Here is a 14,979-nt window from a genome sequence, read left to right on the forward strand (position 1 = left end):
CCCGCCGCGGCGTGGTGCGGATGCACGCCGAAGCGATTGCCGCCCTCGGCATTCGGGAATGGGATGCGGTGTCGCTGACCGGTTCTCGCACCACCTCGGCGGTGGCCGGGCTGGCCGCCCCGGACTCCCCGGCCGGGGTGGTGCTGCTCGACGACGTGACGCTGTCCAACGCCGGACTGCGCGACGGGACCGCCGTGGTGGTGGCCGCCGTCACCGTCTACGGTGCCCGTGCGGTGACGTTGAGCGGGTCCTCGGTTTCGCAGGCACTGTCGCCGGCCACGCTGCGTCAGGCGTTGCTGGGCAAGGTACTCACCGTCGGCGACGCGGTCTCGCTACTGCCACGCGATCTGGGCCCGGGCACCTCGACGTCCGCCGCGACGACCGCGCTGGCCTCCGCGGTGGGGATCAGCTGGACCTCGGAGCTGCTGACCGTCACCGGCGTCGACCCGGCCGGGCCGGTCAGCGTGCAACCCAACTCGTCGGTGACCTGGGGCAGCGGCACGGCATCCGCGCCGACCATGCCGACCAACCCGACCAGCGCACCCGCCGCCACGCCGCTGAGCGTCGACGACCTCAAGGGCTGCACCGCACAGGCCGACAAGCTCAGCGAATGGCTCAAGCTGGCCTTGGACGAACCACACCTGCTCAAATCACTCAACGCCGGCACCAACCTCGGGGTGCTGGTGTCCGGCCCACCCGGGGTCGGCAAGTCCACGCTGGTGCGGGCGGTGTGTGCACGCCGGCGGGTAGTCGAGCTCGACGGGCCCGAGATTGGGGCCACAGTCCCCGACGAGCGGCTGGCGGCGGTGCGCTCGGCGGTCACCGACGTGCGCGACGGCGGCGGGGTGCTGCTGATCACCGACATCGATGCGCTGCTGCCCGATCCGCCCGAGCCGGTGAGCACCTTGATCCTGGCCGAGCTGCGCACCGCGGTCGCCTCCGACGGGGTCGCGTTCATCGCCACCTCCGCGCTGCCGGACCGGGTCGACACCCGGCTGCGCGCCCCGGAGCTGTGCGACCGGGAGTTGCGGCTGAGCCTGCCCGACGGGGCGACCCGCGCCGCATTGCTGGGCGGGTTGCTCAAGTCGGTGCCCAATACCACCCTAGATCTGAACGAGATCGCCGAGCGCACACCGGGTTTCGTCGCGACCGATCTGTCGGCTCTGGTCCGCGAGGCGGCGCTGCGCGCGGCGTCGCGGGCCAGCGGCAGCGGCGAGGAGCCGGTGCTGACCCAGCAGGATCTGGCCGGCGCGCTCAGCGTGATCCGTCCGCTGTCCCGCTCGGCGGCCGCCGAGGTCTCCGTGGGCTCGGTCACCCTCGATGACGTCGGAGACATGGCGGCCACCAAACAAGCACTGACCGAAGCGATTTTGTGGCCGCTGCAGCATCCGGACACATTCACCCGTTTGGGTGTCGACCCGCCGCACGGTGTGCTGCTCTACGGTCCGCCGGGGTGCGGCAAGACCTTCGTGGTGCGCGCCCTGGCCGGCTCCGGACGGGTCAGCGTGCATGCCGTCAAGGGTGCCGAGCTGATGGACAAGTGGGTGGGCAGCAGCGAGCGAGCGGTGCGGGATCTGTTTCAGCGCGCCCGCGATTCCGCCCCCTCGCTGGTGTTCCTCGACGAGATCGATGCCCTGGCACCGCGGCGCGGCCAGAGTTTCGATTCGGGGGTGACCGATCGGGTGGTGGCCGCGCTGCTCACCGAGCTCGACGGCGCCAACCCGCTGCGCGACGTGGTGGTGGTGGGCGCCACCAACCGCCCCGAGCTGATCGATCCGGCCCTGACCCGACCGGGCCGGCTTGAGAAGCTGGTGTTCGTCGAACCGCCCGACGCCGACGCCCGCCGGCAGATCCTGCGGGTGGCCGGCAAGTCCGTACCGCTGCACGATGACGTCGACCTCGACGCGCTGGCCGCCGACCTGGACGGCTACAGCGCCGCGGACTGCGTGGCGCTGCTGCGCGAGGCGGCCCTGACCGCGATGCGCCGCTGTATCGACGCCGCCGACGTCACCAACGCCGATATCACCGCGGCGCGGGAAAATGTCCGGCCCTCACTGGAGCCCGCGCAGATCGATGCGCTGCGCTCCTTCGCCGCGGCGCGTTAGCTTCCGGCTGTCAGCCGCGCTCGGCCAGCTCGGCGAGCCGGCTCAGCGAGGCCGCCAGTCTGTCCGCGGTGGTCGCACGGGCCCGCTGCTTGCGGTTCGGGTCGGTCAGCTGCGACCAGTCGTAGGTGTGGGTGACGCGGGTGTGGGCCCCGTCCAGCGGCTCGAGCTCCCATCGCCACAGGTGCCCCGGCGGCCGCTTTCCGGGTTCGGCCGGCAGCCAGGCGATCCGGCGTCCCTCCTCGAACTCCACCACGTGGTTCTCCCGGACGGCGCCCAAGGTGAGCGCCATGGTGAACATCGCACCGACCGCGTGCACGCGTTGTCCGGCAGGCGCTTCGGCCAGGTTGTCGTTGCCGTCCCAGCGCGGCTGGTGAGCCGGGTCGGCGATCAACTCGAAGATCCGCGGGGCCGGGGCGGCGACGTCGCGGCTGGCGCTGACGATCGTGGCCGGCAGCGGTGACCCGACGCGATGCAAGGTGCCCTCGGGATCGACGTAGGCGAACTCGCGGAGCCGATAGGCGGTGTCGACCGGTTCGATGAACCGTCCCGGAACTCCGCTTGCCGCCCACTGCGCATAGAGCGCGTCGGCGTCGTCGACGTAGAGGTACACGCTGGCCGCGGTGCGCAGCGGATCGTGCTGCGCCCACTCACTCAGATGCAACGACACCGGGCCGCGCTCGGCGAATCCGTACCGCGCCGGCCCGTCGTAGGGATGGGTGGTGAAGCCGAGCCGGCGGTAGCGGTCCAGGGCGGCATCGAGATCGCGCACCGGAATGATCGGTGCCACCGCGCTGAACCCGATGTCCGGCATGGCCAAAGCCTACGTTGCTGTACGCGGAACTCCGGCCGCGCCGGCTCGATAGCGCCGGCGCTATCCGATCCGGCAAGATCTGCCACCGGTCGGCACGGGGCGGTTGCAGCCGCTGGGAAACCTGATACAGCACGACGGCGCAGAAAACGCTGGATAATCAGCGACATGACCGACGACCCCTTTCCCGAGGTGCGGTGGGGCCGTGACCCCGGACCGCTGGCGCGGCGGGTGATCGGCGCAGTCGCGGGGTCGAAACCCGGCGCCTGGCTCATCCGTCAAGGCACTCCGCTGGACCGCTGGCTGCTCGATCACAGCGGCGGTCGGTTCACCATCTTCGGGCCGATGGCGGTGCCGTTGCTGCTGCTCACCACGACCGGCCGCAAGTCCGGCCAGCGTCGGCAGACCCCGCCCGCTTACATGCGTGAGGGCGATCGGCTGTACCTGGTGGGCAGCAACTTCGGTCAAGCGCACCACCCGGCTTGGGCGCTGAATCTCATCGCCGATCCGAACGCCTGGGTGACCATGGGCGGCAAGGAGATTCCGGTGCTCGCCAGTGAGGTTGTCGGCGAAGAGCGTGACCGGGCCTACCAGAGATTCGTCGACTACGTCAACAACTACCAAACCTACCGACACCGGGCCGCACGCGAGATCAAGGTGTTCGCGTTGACCAGACGTTAACTGCCGGAGCCCCTTTCATATCCGGTGGTGAGCCAGTACACCGCGCGGTCCAGGCCGGGAAGGATGTCGGTGATGGCGATCTCGCCAGCGGCGAAGCGGGCGGACAGTCCGTACACCAGGTTCGAGATGATGACATCCAAGTCGGCGATGAAGCCTTCGTCGACGTCGCCGAGTGCCGCGCGCATCGCGGGTCCGACCACGTCAAGTCCCCGGCGGACCAACTTCTCACCGCCGGGCCCAGAGCGGGCCCGAACGTAAGCCGCCAGCATCGCCGGATGGCGTTCCCACGGCTCGAAGATGGTGCGGTACAGCCTCATCAGCGCGTCATACAGCGGTTCTCCGGGCTCCCGTGAATGCGGGACGACGCCGGAATAGCGGTGCTCTGCCATCCAGGCGTCCAGCGCGGCGAGAATGAGCTCGTCACGGGTGGCATACCGCTTGTAGATGGTCGCCAGCGACATCCGGGCCCGGCGGGCGACCTCGCGGAGCTGAACGGCGTCGTAGCCTTGCGTTTCGAGAATCTCGACGACGATGCCCAGGATCCGATCCTCCGGACTGTCCATTGATCCCCCTTGCCCCTCGGCGAGTAACCAGGTTACTGTACCGGCATGGGTTCTCTGGACGGAAAAGTCGCATTCATCACCGGCGCGGCGCGCGGGCAGGGCCGCAGCCATGCGCTTCGGCTGGCAGCCGACGGCGCCGACATCATCGGGGTGGACATCTGCGCCGACATCGCCTCCAACGGTTACCCGATGGCAAGCCGGCAGGAGCTCGACGAGACCGTCGCGCTGGTGGAAGCCCAGGGCGGCAAGATGCTCGCCTCGGTCGCCGACGTCCGCGATTTCGCCGCGCTGAAGGCGAGCCTGGACGCCGGCGTCGACCACTTCGGTCGCCTCGACATCGTCTGCGTCAACGCCGGTATCGCCGCGATGGCTTTTCGCGAGTTGACCGACGCCGAAGACCTGCAGATGTGGACCGACGTGATCGACGTCAACCTGGTCGGGGCGTTCCACACCGCCAAGGCCGCCATCCCGCACCTGATCGCCGGCGGCCGGGGCGGGTCGATTGTGTTCACCAGCTCGACAGCCGGCCTGAAAGGATTCGGCGGCCTGCAGGGCGGCGGACTGGGTTATGCGGCATCCAAGCACGGCATCGTCGGGCTGATGCGCACGCTGGCCAATGCGCTTGCCCCGCACAGTATCCGGGTGAACACCGTGCACCCGACCGCGGTGAACACCATGATGGCGGTCAACCCAGCGATGACGTCGTTTCTCGAGCACTATCCCGACGGCGGGCCACATCTGCAGAACCCGATGCCGGTCGAATTGCTCGAGCCGGAGGACATCAGCGCCGCGATCGCCTACCTGGTCTCCGACGCTGCTCGATACGTCACCGGGGTCACCTTCCCCGTAGACGCCGGCTTCTGCAACAAGCTATGAGCGGGCGGGTAGCCGGCAAGCGGGTGTTGATCACCGGCGCCGCCCGGGGCATGGGCCGCAGTCACGCCGTGCGCTTGGCCGAGGAAGGCGCCGATCTCATCCTGATCGACATCTGCGCTTCGCTGCCGGAGATCGAATATCCGCTGGCCACAACCGATGACCTGTACGAGACCGCCCGGTTGGTCGAAGAACAGGGACGCCGGGCGGTCACCCAGGTAGTCGACGTGCGGGATGCCGCCGCGCTGGCCGCCGCGGTCGACGACGGAGTCACCCGCTTGGGGGGCCTGGACGCCTCGGTAGCCAACGCCGGGGTGCTCACCGCGGGTACCTGGGACACCACCACGTCCGAGCAGTGGCGCACCGTCATCGACGTCAACCTGATCGGAGCGTGGAACACCTGCTCGGCGGCGCTGCCGCATCTAGTCGAGCGCGGCGGCAGCCTGATCAACATCAGTTCGGTGGCGGGCCTGAAGGGCAGCCCGCTGCATACGCCCTACACGGCGTCCAAGCACGGGGTGGTCGGTATGAGCCGTGCCCTGGCCAACGAGCTTGCGGCAGTGAATGTCCGGGTCAACACCGTGCATCCGACCGGGGTCGAAACCGGGATGCGGCCAGACACGCTGCACGGGCTGCTGCACGAGACCCGCGCCGACCTGGGACCGATCTTCTCCAACGCCTTACCGATCGTGATGACCGAGGCTCGCGACGTCAGCAATGCGGTGCTGTTTTTGGTCTCCGACGAGTCACGGCATGTGACCGGCCTGGAATTCAAGGTTGACGCCGGTGTCACCCTCCGGTGAGGCGGGGCGCGGCGAACGCGCCTTCGCCGAGTTGATGACCGTCCCGGCACCGCACTGCACCCCGACAACGGAAACACTATTCGACTTCGTCTTCGCGCAGGTGTGGCAGCGTCCGGGTTTGAGCCGGCGCGACCGGTGGTTCATCGCGCTGCCCTGCCTCGCCGCGGCAGACACCGAGGAGCCGCTGCGCGCCCATGTCTACGCCGCGCTCGTCGGTGGAGATCTGACGATCGACGAAATGCGGGAGACCGTACTGCATTTCGCGGTGTATTCAGGATGGCCGAAAGCCTCGCTGTTCAACATGATCGTCGACGCGCAGTGGCAGCGTATCCACGCCGAACGAGGAGAACCGGTGCCGCCGCCGACTCCGCTGCTGCCACTGACCACCCCCAGCGATCCCGAAGCCCGGCTGAGGGTCGGCGAGCAGGCGTTTCGGGACGTCAACTGTCTGCCCTACGCGCCGGGGCGGGACGACCCGTACTCGGGTGCGGGCATCTTGAACTTCGTCTTCGGCGAGATGTGGCTGCGGCCCGGGCTGGGCATGAAGGAACGGCGGCTGGTGACCGTGGCCTGCGTGGCGTTCCAGGACGCCCCGTATCCGATCCTCAGCCACGTCTACGCCGCGCTGAAGAGCCGCGACGTGACGTTCGGCGAAATGGACGAGCTGGTGCTGCATTTCGGGGCCTACTATGGCTGGGCCAAAGCGTCCCGGCTGGCCCAGGTGGTCGAGGAACAGAAGCAGCGCGTCACCCAGGAGTGGGCTGCGGAAGGCGTTGCATGACGGCGCCCGTCACGCACGCGCATATCTATCCGGCTACCGGGCAACCGAACGCCACGGTCACACTGGCCGGCGCCCATGAGATCGACCGCGCGGTGGCTGCTGCGAGAGAGGCTCAGCGGCAGTGGATGGCGCTGACCGTCGACCGGCGACGTGATCTGCTGATCGACCTCGCCGACGTGGTGCACCAGCATCTCGACGAACTCGCTGCGCTGAATGTGCAGGACTACGCGGTGCCGATCTCTTTCGCCGGCAACGCGATCCTGTTGGAGCGATTCCTGCGCCACTTCGCCGGCTACGTCGACAAGCCGCACGGGTCCAGCACTCCGGTGAACGGCTCGTTCGACGTCAATCTGATCGAACGCGAACCATTCGGGGTCGTGGGCATTATCGCTCCGTGGAATGGCGCACTGGTTGTCGCCGGATCATGCGTCGCACCCGCGCTGGCGGCCGGCAACGCCGTAGTTTTCAAACCGTCCGAGCTGGCACCGCTCGCCGCACTGCGCTTCGGTGAGCTATGCCTGGAAGCGGGCCTTCCGCCCGGTCTGGTGAACGTGGTACCGGCGGCCGCCGAGGGCGGCGATGCGTTGGTACGCCACCCCGGCATCGGCAAGATCCATTTCACCGGCGGTGAGGCAACTGCCCGCGACGTGCTACAGGCCGCAGCGGTCAATCTCACCCCGGTGGTCACCGAACTCGGCGGCAAGTCGGCCAATATCGTCTTCGCCGACGCCGACCTGGACGCCGCCGCGGTCATGGCAGCACACCAGGGGCCGCTGATGCAGTCGGGTCAGAGCTGCGCCTGCGCCAGCAGATTACTGGTGCATGAATCGGTCTACGACACCTTCCTCGAGAAGTTCCTCACCGTGATCGGCCATGCCCGCATCGGCGATCCGCTCGACCCCACAGTGACGTTCGGCCCAGTCATCAGCCAGTCGGCGGTCGATCGCGTCCTGGGCGTGATCGACGGTGCCGTTGCCGACGGCAGCGGGGAATTGCTTACCGGCGGCCGGCGGCTCGGCGGTGAGCTCGCACCGGGCTACTACATCGAGCCGACGGTCTTCGGCGGCGTTGACAACTCTTCACAGTTGGCCCAGACCGAAACGTTCGGCCCGGTCGTGTCCGTCATCAGATTCGGCGACGATGCCGATGCGGTGCGCATCGCCAACGACAGCCGCTACGGGCTGAACGCATTCGTGCACACCCGCGATCTTCAGCGCGCTCACCGCGTCGCTCGCCAGCTCGAAGCGGGGTCGGTCTGGGTCAACACCTCCAGCGATATCGCGCCGCAAGGTCCCTACGGCGGCTACAAGCACAGCGGGTTCGGACGCACCGGCGGAGTCGACGGACTCCACGAATTCCTGCAGATCAAGAACATTCGCATCGGCATGAGCTGAACGGCTCCCTACAGCTGCGCGTACACCGACTTGGTCTGCAGGAAGCTCTCGACGCCCTCGCGGCCCCATTCATGCCCCCAGCCGGACTGCTTGTACCCGCCGAACGGCACCGAGTGATCAAAGACCAACTGGCAGTTCAGCGAAACGGTTCCGGACTCCAACCGCTTGGCGAGCCGGTGGGCGCGGCTGAGGTCACGGGTCCAGGCGGTGGCGGCCAGACCGTAGTCGGAGTCGTTGGCCAGGGCGACGGCTTCGTCGTCGTCGTCGAATGGCAGCACGGTGACCACCGGACCGAAGATCTCTTGCTGGTAGAGCCGCATTGCCGGATCAACGTTGGCCAGCACGGTCGGATGCACGAAATAGCCGCGGCGGTCCAGCCGGTGCCCGCCGGTGATGACGTCGACGCTGTCCCGCTTACCCTCGTCGATGTATCCCATCACCCGGTCGAGCTGCCTCTCGCTGATCAGCGGCCCGATCATGGCACCCTCATCCGTGGGCCCGCCCAACCGAAGGTTGTTGGCCACCAAGGCGATACCCTCGACGACCTGATCGTAGACGCCGCGCTGCACGAAGATCCGGGATCCGCAGATGCACCCCTGCCCGGAGTGGACGAAGATACCCATGGCCGCCATGGTGATCGCGGTGTTCAGGTCGGCGTCGTCGTAGATCAGCACCGGAGATTTGCCGCCGAGCTCGAGGGTGACACGCTTGAGGTTTCCGGCCGATGCCGCCACGATCCGCTTGCCGACCTCGGTGGAACCGGTGAACGCGATCTTCTGGACGCCGGGGTGATCGACCAGTGCTGCGCCCGCGGTGTGCCCGTAACCGGTGACCAGATTGACGACACCGTCGGGAACACCCGCCTCGACCAGCAGGCGCTCTAAAACCAGCGCCGAAAGGGGTGTCTCCTCGGCGGGTTTGGCCACGGTGCTGCAGCCGGCGGCCAGCGCCGGCGCCAGCTTGGTGCAGGCGTTGAACAACGGCCCGTTCCACGGGAAGATCAGCCCGACCACGCCGTAGGGTTCCTTGAGGGTGTAGGCGTGCATGTCGGCATAGGCGCCGGAGATGCCGCCGGTCATCTGCACCTGATAGGCATCACCGTTGAGTTTGGTGCACCAGCCGGCGTAGTAGCGGAAGATCTCGGCACAGGTCGGCACGATCATCTGCGCCTGCGCCAGGGGCATCCCGGTGTTGAGCGAGTCGATCTGCGCGAGTTCCTCGGCGTGCTCATCGATCAGATCGGCGACGCGCCAAAGGATCTTGGCGCGTTCCCGGGCCGGCATCGCGCTCCAGACCCCTGCGTCGAAGGAGGCCCGGGCCCGCCCGACCGCGTCGTCGATGGCGGTGGCGCCGCCGTCGTTGAACTCGCCGATCTGCTCCTCAGTGGCCGGATCGATGATCGGGATCACCTCACCGGAGCCGGGACGCCGGCGCAGTTCTTCCACCACAGAATTCAGGGACATTGCCCGCCTTTCGGCTCGCTGGATCTGTTAGGCGACCGGGTCGAACTCGACATGCAGCGCTGTGAGGCCGCGCAGCAGGAAGGTCGGCTCATAGGCGTAATGACGCTCACCGGCCGGGCCGTGGTGCGCTTCGCTGATCCTGATGTCACGCATGCGGTCCAACATGCGGTTGGCGGTGATCCGGCCTTCGACACGTACCAGCGGCGCGCCGGGACAGGTGTGGATGCCGCGGCCGAAGGCGATGTGCTCGCGAACGTTCTTGCGGTCCATGTTGAATTCGTCTGGGTTTTCGAACTTTCGCGGATCCCGGTTGGCCGCCCCCAGGCAGAGCATGAGCACCGTGCCCGCCTTGATCGGCACCCCGGCCAACGTGGTGGACTTGCGTGCCAGCCGGAAGTCGACCTTGGTGGGGCTCTGGATCCGCAGCGATTCCTCGATGAAGCGCGGGATCAGGTCGCGGTTCTCGCGCAGCCGCTCCTGCAACTCGGGTTGCTCGCCGAGGACCTGCACCATGGTCCCGAGCAGCTTGGTGACGGTCTCCTGGCCCGCGCCGAACAGGAAGGTGGCCGGACGCACCACGTCCATCACTTCCGGGATCGACCCGTCGGGGTAGGTGGCCTCGGCCAGCATGGTCAGCACGTCGGCCCGGGGGTTGTTGCGCCGATCGGAGATGTAGCCGTTGAACTTGTCGTCGAGGTACTCCAGTGGGTTGAGCCCGACCGGCTCTCCGTCCAGGGCGCCGACCCGGGCGCCCGGGCCTTCACCGGCACCGAGCGCCCGGCGGAACTCGGCGCGGTCGTCGTCGGGCACGCCGAGCAGGTCCGCGATCGCCAGCGTCGCAAACGGTTTGGCGTAATCCATCAGGAATTCGCATCGGCCGTCGGCGATGAACTCGTCGAGCTGCAGGTCGGCCAGCCGCCAGATGAAGTCCTCGTTCTCTTTCAACCGGACCGGAGTCAGGATGCGCCCCAGCAGCGCCCGGGTCCGCTCGTGCGCCGGCGGGTCCTGGACGACGACGTGCTCGAAGATGGGGAACTCGTGCCGGTGCGCCTCGATCTGCTCGGTGATGTCGTCGCCCTCGGGCTCGAACGGCAGCGGCGGGAAGGGACCGCCGATGGCGTTGACCGCCGAGAACGAGTCGTGGTCTTTGAACGCGGCGTGCACCTCTTCGTAGCCGGTGACGGCCACGACGCCGTGGTGCGGCTCGGCGAAGACCGGCCCGCATCCGCGCAGGTACTCGTAATAGGGGTAGGGATTCTGGGTTACCTCCGGGTCGGAGAAGTAGTCCACCGCCGCGAGATCCGTCACCACGCGATGCGCCCTTTCGCTCGTATCACGACCTCGTCGCGCTGATCGCTCGATCAAATTGCTAGAATGCGTCATGCCTACCATGTGCGGCGACGGATGGTCAAGCAATCGCAGCGCCAGGGTCGCCTGAATGACGCCGCCGCGCAAGGCCAGATCGACCGATAGCGCCACCCGCCGCCGGCTGATCGAAGCAACAGCCCGGCTCATGCGCGACGAGGGCTATGCCGCGGCAACCTCGCGGCGGGTAGCCGCCGAGGCCGGGGTGAAGCAAGCCCTCGTCTACTACTACTTCCCCACCATGGACGACCTGTTCGTCGAGGTGCTGCGCGCCGGCGCCGACGCCGCGCTAGAGCGGATGCGCGCCGCCCTCACCGACGACGATCCGCTCCGGACACTGTGGGAGATCAACGGCGATGCCCGCTTGACCAGCTTGAACACCGAGTTCATGGCGCTGGCCAACCACCGCAAGGCGATCCGGACCGAGCTCAAGGCCTACGCCGAACGGGTCCGCGACATCGAGACCGCGGCCGTCACGGTGGCATTGCGCACCAACGGCGTCGACCTGCAGAAGTATCCGCCCGTCGCCGTCGCCATGCTGATCGCGCAGACCGCCCGCAGCCTGTGCAATGAAGACGCCGTCGGAGTCAACAGTGGCCACGATGAGTTGCGCGCCCTCGTCGAGCGCGAACTGGGCCGGCTGGCGGCTCCGCCGGCTGCGGCCGACTAGCAACCCACGGTTGACAACCCGGCCCGTTGGTGCCAGCCTTGCTGATCGATCGACCAACAACGAGACGAGGTGCGCAACATGGCTGGACGAGTGGTGGGAAAGGTCGCGCTCATCACCGGCGCGGCCCGCGGTCAGGGCCGCAGTCACGCGGTGCGACTCGCGCAGGAAGGTGCCGACATCATCGCCGTCGATGTCTGCGCGCGGATCAGCAGCAACGAGGAGATCCCGGCTCCGACGCCCGACGACCTGGCGCAGACCGCTGATCTGGTCAAGGGATTGGACCGTCGGATCGTGACGGCACAGGTCGACGTGCGTGACTTCGACGCGCTCAAGGCCGCGGTCGACAGCGGTGTCGAGCAGCTCGGCCGACTGGACATCATCGTGGCCAACGCCGGGATCGGCAACGGTGGCCAGACCCTGGACAAGACCAGCGAGGCCGACTGGCAGGACATGATCGACGTCAACCTGTCCGGCGTCTGGAAGACGGTCAAAGCTGGTGTTCCCCACCTTATCTCCGGCGGAAACGGCGGATCCATCGTCTTGACCAGCTCAGTCGGCGGCCTCAAGGCCTACCCGCACACCGGCCACTACATCGCGGCCAAGCACGGCGTGGTCGGGCTGATGCGCACCTTCGCCGTCGAGTTGGGCCAGCATTTCATCCGGGTCAACTCGGTGCACCCCACCAACGTGAACACGCCGCTGTTCATGAACGAGGGAACGATGAAGCTGTTCCGCCCCGACCTGGAGAACCCCGGACCCGACGACATGGCCGTCGTCGCCCAGCTCATGCACGTGCTGCCGATCGGATGGGTGGAGCCGGTGGACATCAGCAATGCCGTGCTGTTCCTGGCCTCGGACGAATCCCGTTACGTGACCGGGCTTCCGCTCACCGTCGACGCGGGCAGCATGCTCAAATAAGCGTTGACTCTGCGGTGCGGGCGGAAGTTACTCGCACTTTGTCGCCCTCACCGCAGAATCAGCGAGGGAGATCGAATTCGACGCGGGCCGAGACCGTCTCGATCGCCTCGTGCAGCGCGCTCATCCGTTCGGGCAGCGAGGGCGCCGCCAGCACCGCGTAGCGGTCGGCCTCCCCCATCGGGACCCGGCAGGCCAGCGAATACAGCCGCTGCACCGGGTCCAGCGACCGCAGCCGGCGGCCCCCCAGCATGGCGTTGCGCCCCGGCATGACCCACCGGCGACGGGCCATCGCCATCCGCTTGTGCAGCATCACGATGCGGTCTTCGAGCTCACGGAACTGGTTGTCGCTCACCGGTTCTGCCGGCTCATCGGGCCACACCTCAACGATCGCCCGCGGATAGGGATCGTCGGGCAGCCACTCGCGCACCCGGATCCGCTCGCCGGTCAGGCAGCGCAAGGCGTATCGGCCGCCACCGAGTTCGGTGCAGTGCGTAATGGCTGTCATCGCCCCGACATCGTGGCGCTGCTCGCCGCCGCCCACCTCGCGTCCCCGGGCGATCAGCACCACCCCGAAGCGCGGGTCGCCGCTGCGCATCAGATCACCGACCAGCACCGTGTAACGCAGCTCGAAGATCCGCAGCGAAAGTTCCTCGCCGGGCAGCAGCACCCACTCCAGCGGGAACATCGGCAGTTCCATCACATGTCCAGTTCGGCAACCAGCGCGTCGACGACCGCGCGCAGGTCACCGTCGTGTTCCTCGGCGACGCGGCGCTGGCGCTGATAGGACGCGCCTTTGTGGTAGATGTCGGCGACGGCCGCCAGCTCGTCGGCGCAGTGCAGGCGCGCGGCCATCGGTTCGAGCCGGTTGAGCAGGTCGTCGAGGTCCTCGGTGACCAACCGCTCGTTGCTGTCGGCGTCGAGGATGATCTCGGCGTCCAGGCCGTAGCGCGCCGCGCGCCACTTGTTCTCCTGCACGTGCCACGGTGGCATGGTGGGCAGGGACTGGTCGGCGTCCAGCCGCCGGTCCAGGTCCACGATCAGGCAGTGGGTCAGCGCCACCAGCGCGCCCAATTCGCGCAGATTGGACACCCCGTCACAGACCCGCACCTCGATGGTGCCCAGGTGCGGTGACGGTCTGATGTCCCAACGGATCTCGTTGATGTGATCGATGATCCCGGTCTTCTTCTGGTCGTAGACGAAGCCCTCGAACTCCGACCAGGTCTGGAACTGGAAGGGCAGCCCCGCGGTGGGTAACTGCTGGAACATCATCGCCCGGTTACTGGCGTAGCCGGTGTCCTCCCCACCCCACCACGGCGAGGACGCCGACAGCGCCAACAGGTGCGGGTAGTACAGCAGCAGCGACGAGATGATCGGCATCACCTTGTGCGCCGAGGAGATTCCGACGTGGACGTGCACGCCCCAGATCAGCATCTGCCGGCCCCACCACTGGGTGCGTTTGATCAGCTCGGCGTAGCGCGGCGCGTCGGTCAGCTTCTGCGCCGACCACTGCGCGAACGGGTGGGTGCCGGCGCCGAACAGTTCCATGCCCCGGTCGTGCACGATGGGCCGGGTGGTCGCCAGCGTCGAGCGCAGATCCTCCATCGCCTCGCCGGTGTTGTCGCAGATACCGGTGACGAGTTCGACGGTGTTGCGCAGCAGTTCCTTGTGGACCCGCGGGTTCTCGCCGAGCTCGGACAGGACCGCGTGGGCTTCGTTGCTCAGGTCGCGGGTTGCCGCGTCGACGAGCGCGAACTCCCATTCCACGCCGAGGGTGGGCCGGGCGCAGTGAGCGAACTCGATCCGAGCTTCGGACCTCGCAGAAGCCCTGTTGTGGGGCGGGCTATCCGGTGCCGATAACACCACACGCAACCCGCTTACCGGCATCTCCGGTGGTCAGCGTGGTCTGGTCCGGGCCGGGGGTGCCGTTGACCTGGGTGTAGCGGTCCGCCGGGATGTTGGCGAAATTGTCGTCGTCGGCGTGGATGATCAGGGCCGTCTTCTCCCCGGCCAGCAGCTCGTCGCGGGTGAACGCGTCGGTGGTGGTCACCAGCAGCGCGCTGCCGTCGGAGCGCACCTGCAGCGAGGTCAGGTCGCCGCTCTGCGGGTGCTCGCTGTGGCCGGGAGCCTGGAAGTGCCCACCGGCGGACAGGAAGGCGCCGGGTGCGCCGCCGCCCGGGGGCACCGAGTCGGCTTCGCACTTACCCACGCCGTGGATGTGCATGCCGTGGAAGCCGGGCGTGAGCACGCCGGGGCTGGTGGTCTGCACCGTGACGGTGACGAATTCCTTGCCACCGGCCTTGCTGAACTCAAACGTCGCGGTGGCGACCTGGCCACCGTCGGGGGCGGTCAGGTGCGCGACGAGGTTGTCCGAGCCGCCCGAGGCACCCGGTTCGGTGGCCGCACCGGACGGCGCCGGCGATCCGGTCCAGATGGCCGGGGTGGTGCCCGGCGCGTCCGACGGCTGTTCGTTGGGGGGGCTGCACGCCGCCAGCATCACGACCGGAGTGGCGAAGACAGCGGCGGCAAGAGCTCTGCGGTGACCTGTGACCATGCGA

At 67.9% G+C, this 14,979-nt stretch carries 15 protein-coding genes and 1 pseudogene; 8 read left to right on the forward strand and 8 right to left on the reverse strand.

Going from position 1 to position 14,979, the window contains the following annotated elements; translation table 11 throughout:
• On the forward strand, positions 1–2,105 hold a 2,105-nt coding region (locus A5694_RS00180), incomplete at its 5' end, for an AAA family ATPase (RefSeq protein ID WP_064919847.1).
• Between the two features lie 10 nt (positions 2,106–2,115).
• On the opposite strand, the gene A5694_RS24365 is transcribed toward A5694_RS00180, so the two are convergent.
• Both A5694_RS24365 and A5694_RS25125 read right to left on the reverse strand, forming a co-directional pair.
• Positions 2,116–2,559 carry an SRPBCC family protein gene (locus tag A5694_RS24365; RefSeq protein ID WP_064919870.1) on the reverse strand — a complete coding sequence of 148 codons (444 nt, stop codon included), beginning with the start codon at positions 2,557–2,559 and terminating at the stop codon, positions 2,116–2,118.
• A pseudogene (locus A5694_RS25125) lies at positions 2,560–2,916 on the reverse strand (bleomycin resistance protein); the annotation flags it as partial.
• A gap of 165 nt (positions 2,917–3,081) precedes the next feature.
• On the opposite strand from A5694_RS25125, the gene A5694_RS00190 reads away from it, so the two are divergent.
• A complete protein-coding gene (locus tag A5694_RS00190; RefSeq protein ID WP_064919848.1) occupies positions 3,082–3,594 on the forward strand; it encodes a nitroreductase/quinone reductase family protein in 513 nt (170 codons plus the stop codon).
• On the opposite strand, the gene A5694_RS00195 is transcribed toward A5694_RS00190, so the two are convergent.
• The gene (locus A5694_RS00195; protein ID WP_064919849.1) at positions 3,591–4,157 is read right to left on the reverse strand and encodes a TetR/AcrR family transcriptional regulator; all 567 of its coding nucleotides are present in this window, start codon (positions 4,155–4,157) and stop codon (positions 3,591–3,593) included. The two genes, A5694_RS00190 and A5694_RS00195, sit on opposite strands and share 4 nt — an antisense overlap.
• Before the next feature lie 45 nt (positions 4,158–4,202).
• Between A5694_RS00195 and A5694_RS00200 the strand changes: the two genes are divergently transcribed.
• Genes A5694_RS00200 through A5694_RS00215 form a run of 4 tightly spaced genes read left to right on the forward strand, consistent with a single transcriptional unit; the run spans position 4,203 to position 8,008 of the window.
• Positions 4,203–5,033 carry a mycofactocin-coupled SDR family oxidoreductase gene (locus tag A5694_RS00200; RefSeq protein WP_064919850.1) on the forward strand — a complete coding sequence of 277 codons (831 nt, stop codon included), beginning with the start codon at positions 4,203–4,205 and terminating at the stop codon, positions 5,031–5,033.
• Positions 5,030–5,833, forward strand: coding sequence for a mycofactocin-coupled SDR family oxidoreductase (locus A5694_RS00205; protein WP_064919851.1), 804 nt, complete (start codon positions 5,030–5,032; stop codon positions 5,831–5,833). The genes A5694_RS00200 and A5694_RS00205 overlap by 4 nt, the downstream gene beginning before the upstream one ends.
• 34 nt (positions 5,834–5,867) lie before the next feature.
• Positions 5,868–6,614, forward strand: a complete 747-nt coding sequence (locus A5694_RS00210; protein ID WP_064919871.1) for a carboxymuconolactone decarboxylase family protein — start codon at positions 5,868–5,870, stop codon at positions 6,612–6,614.
• Entirely contained in the window at positions 6,611–8,008 is a 1,398-nt protein-coding gene (locus A5694_RS00215) for an aldehyde dehydrogenase family protein (protein WP_064919852.1), read from the forward strand. Before A5694_RS00210 ends, A5694_RS00215 begins: the two co-directional genes overlap by 4 nt.
• Positions 8,009–8,016: 8 nt before the next feature.
• On the opposite strand, the gene A5694_RS00220 is transcribed toward A5694_RS00215, so the two are convergent.
• Positions 8,017–9,471 carry an aldehyde dehydrogenase family protein gene (locus A5694_RS00220; RefSeq protein WP_064919853.1) on the reverse strand — a complete coding sequence of 485 codons (1,455 nt, stop codon included), beginning with the start codon at positions 9,469–9,471 and terminating at the stop codon, positions 8,017–8,019.
• 27 nt (positions 9,472–9,498) lie between these two features.
• Positions 9,499–10,779: a cytochrome P450 gene (locus tag A5694_RS00225; RefSeq protein WP_064919872.1), complete on the reverse strand. Its 1,281-nt coding sequence runs from the start codon at positions 10,777–10,779 to the stop codon at positions 9,499–9,501.
• Between the two features lie 130 nt (positions 10,780–10,909).
• Between A5694_RS00225 and A5694_RS00230 the strand changes: the two genes are divergently transcribed.
• Together A5694_RS00230 and A5694_RS00235 are read left to right on the forward strand one after the other, a co-directional pair.
• On the forward strand, positions 10,910–11,506 hold the full coding sequence (locus tag A5694_RS00230; protein WP_064919854.1) for a TetR/AcrR family transcriptional regulator: 597 nt from the start codon (positions 10,910–10,912) through the stop codon (positions 11,504–11,506).
• A gap of 78 nt (positions 11,507–11,584) precedes the next feature.
• Positions 11,585–12,424, forward strand: coding sequence for a mycofactocin-coupled SDR family oxidoreductase (locus A5694_RS00235; protein WP_064919873.1), 840 nt, complete (start codon positions 11,585–11,587; stop codon positions 12,422–12,424).
• Positions 12,425–12,482: 58 nt separating this feature from the next.
• Here A5694_RS00235 and A5694_RS00240 read toward each other — a convergent pair whose 3' ends face one another.
• Genes A5694_RS00240 through sodC form a run of 3 tightly spaced genes read right to left on the reverse strand, consistent with a single transcriptional unit; the run spans position 12,483 to position 14,975 of the window.
• Positions 12,483–13,121, reverse strand: coding sequence for an LON peptidase substrate-binding domain-containing protein (locus A5694_RS00240; protein WP_064919855.1), 639 nt, complete (start codon positions 13,119–13,121; stop codon positions 12,483–12,485).
• The gene (locus A5694_RS00245) at positions 13,121–14,308 is read right to left on the reverse strand and encodes a glutamate--cysteine ligase (protein ID WP_234786529.1); all 1,188 of its coding nucleotides are present in this window, start codon (positions 14,306–14,308) and stop codon (positions 13,121–13,123) included. The genes A5694_RS00240 and A5694_RS00245 overlap by 1 nt, the downstream gene beginning before the upstream one ends.
• Complete coding sequence (gene sodC, locus A5694_RS00250) at positions 14,265–14,975, reverse strand: superoxide dismutase[Cu-Zn] (RefSeq protein WP_064919857.1); 711 nt, start codon at positions 14,973–14,975, stop codon at positions 14,265–14,267. Before sodC ends, A5694_RS00245 begins: the two co-directional genes overlap by 44 nt.
• Between the last annotated feature and the right edge of the window lie 4 nt (positions 14,976–14,979).

This window comes from Mycolicibacter sinensis, assembly GCF_001667945.1.
Taxonomy (GTDB): Bacteria; Actinomycetota; Actinomycetes; order Mycobacteriales; family Mycobacteriaceae; genus Mycobacterium; species Mycobacterium sinense_B.

Coding starts and splice junctions, on each gene's coding strand:
- A5694_RS00190 (WP_064919848.1), top strand. CDS start 3,082: ATGACCGACGACCCCTTTCCCGAGGTGCGGTGGGGCCGTGACCCCGGA.
- A5694_RS00195 (WP_064919849.1), bottom strand. CDS start 4,157: ATGGACAGTCCGGAGGATCGGATCCTGGGCATCGTCGTCGAGATTCTC.
- A5694_RS00200 (WP_064919850.1), top strand. CDS start 4,203: ATGGGTTCTCTGGACGGAAAAGTCGCATTCATCACCGGCGCGGCGCGC.
- A5694_RS00205 (WP_064919851.1), top strand. CDS start 5,030: ATGAGCGGGCGGGTAGCCGGCAAGCGGGTGTTGATCACCGGCGCCGCC.
- A5694_RS00210 (WP_064919871.1), top strand. CDS start 5,868: ATGACCGTCCCGGCACCGCACTGCACCCCGACAACGGAAACACTATTC.
- A5694_RS00215 (WP_064919852.1), top strand. CDS start 6,611: ATGACGGCGCCCGTCACGCACGCGCATATCTATCCGGCTACCGGGCAA.
- A5694_RS00220 (WP_064919853.1), bottom strand. CDS start 9,471: ATGTCCCTGAATTCTGTGGTGGAAGAACTGCGCCGGCGTCCCGGCTCC.
- A5694_RS00230 (WP_064919854.1), top strand. CDS start 10,910: ATGACGCCGCCGCGCAAGGCCAGATCGACCGATAGCGCCACCCGCCGC.
- A5694_RS00235 (WP_064919873.1), top strand. CDS start 11,585: ATGGCTGGACGAGTGGTGGGAAAGGTCGCGCTCATCACCGGCGCGGCC.
- A5694_RS00240 (WP_064919855.1), bottom strand. CDS start 13,121: ATGGAACTGCCGATGTTCCCGCTGGAGTGGGTGCTGCTGCCCGGCGAG.
- A5694_RS00245 (WP_234786529.1), bottom strand. CDS start 14,308: ATGCCGGTAAGCGGGTTGCGTGTGGTGTTATCGGCACCGGATAGCCCG.
- sodC (WP_064919857.1), bottom strand. CDS start 14,975: ATGGTCACAGGTCACCGCAGAGCTCTTGCCGCCGCTGTCTTCGCCACT.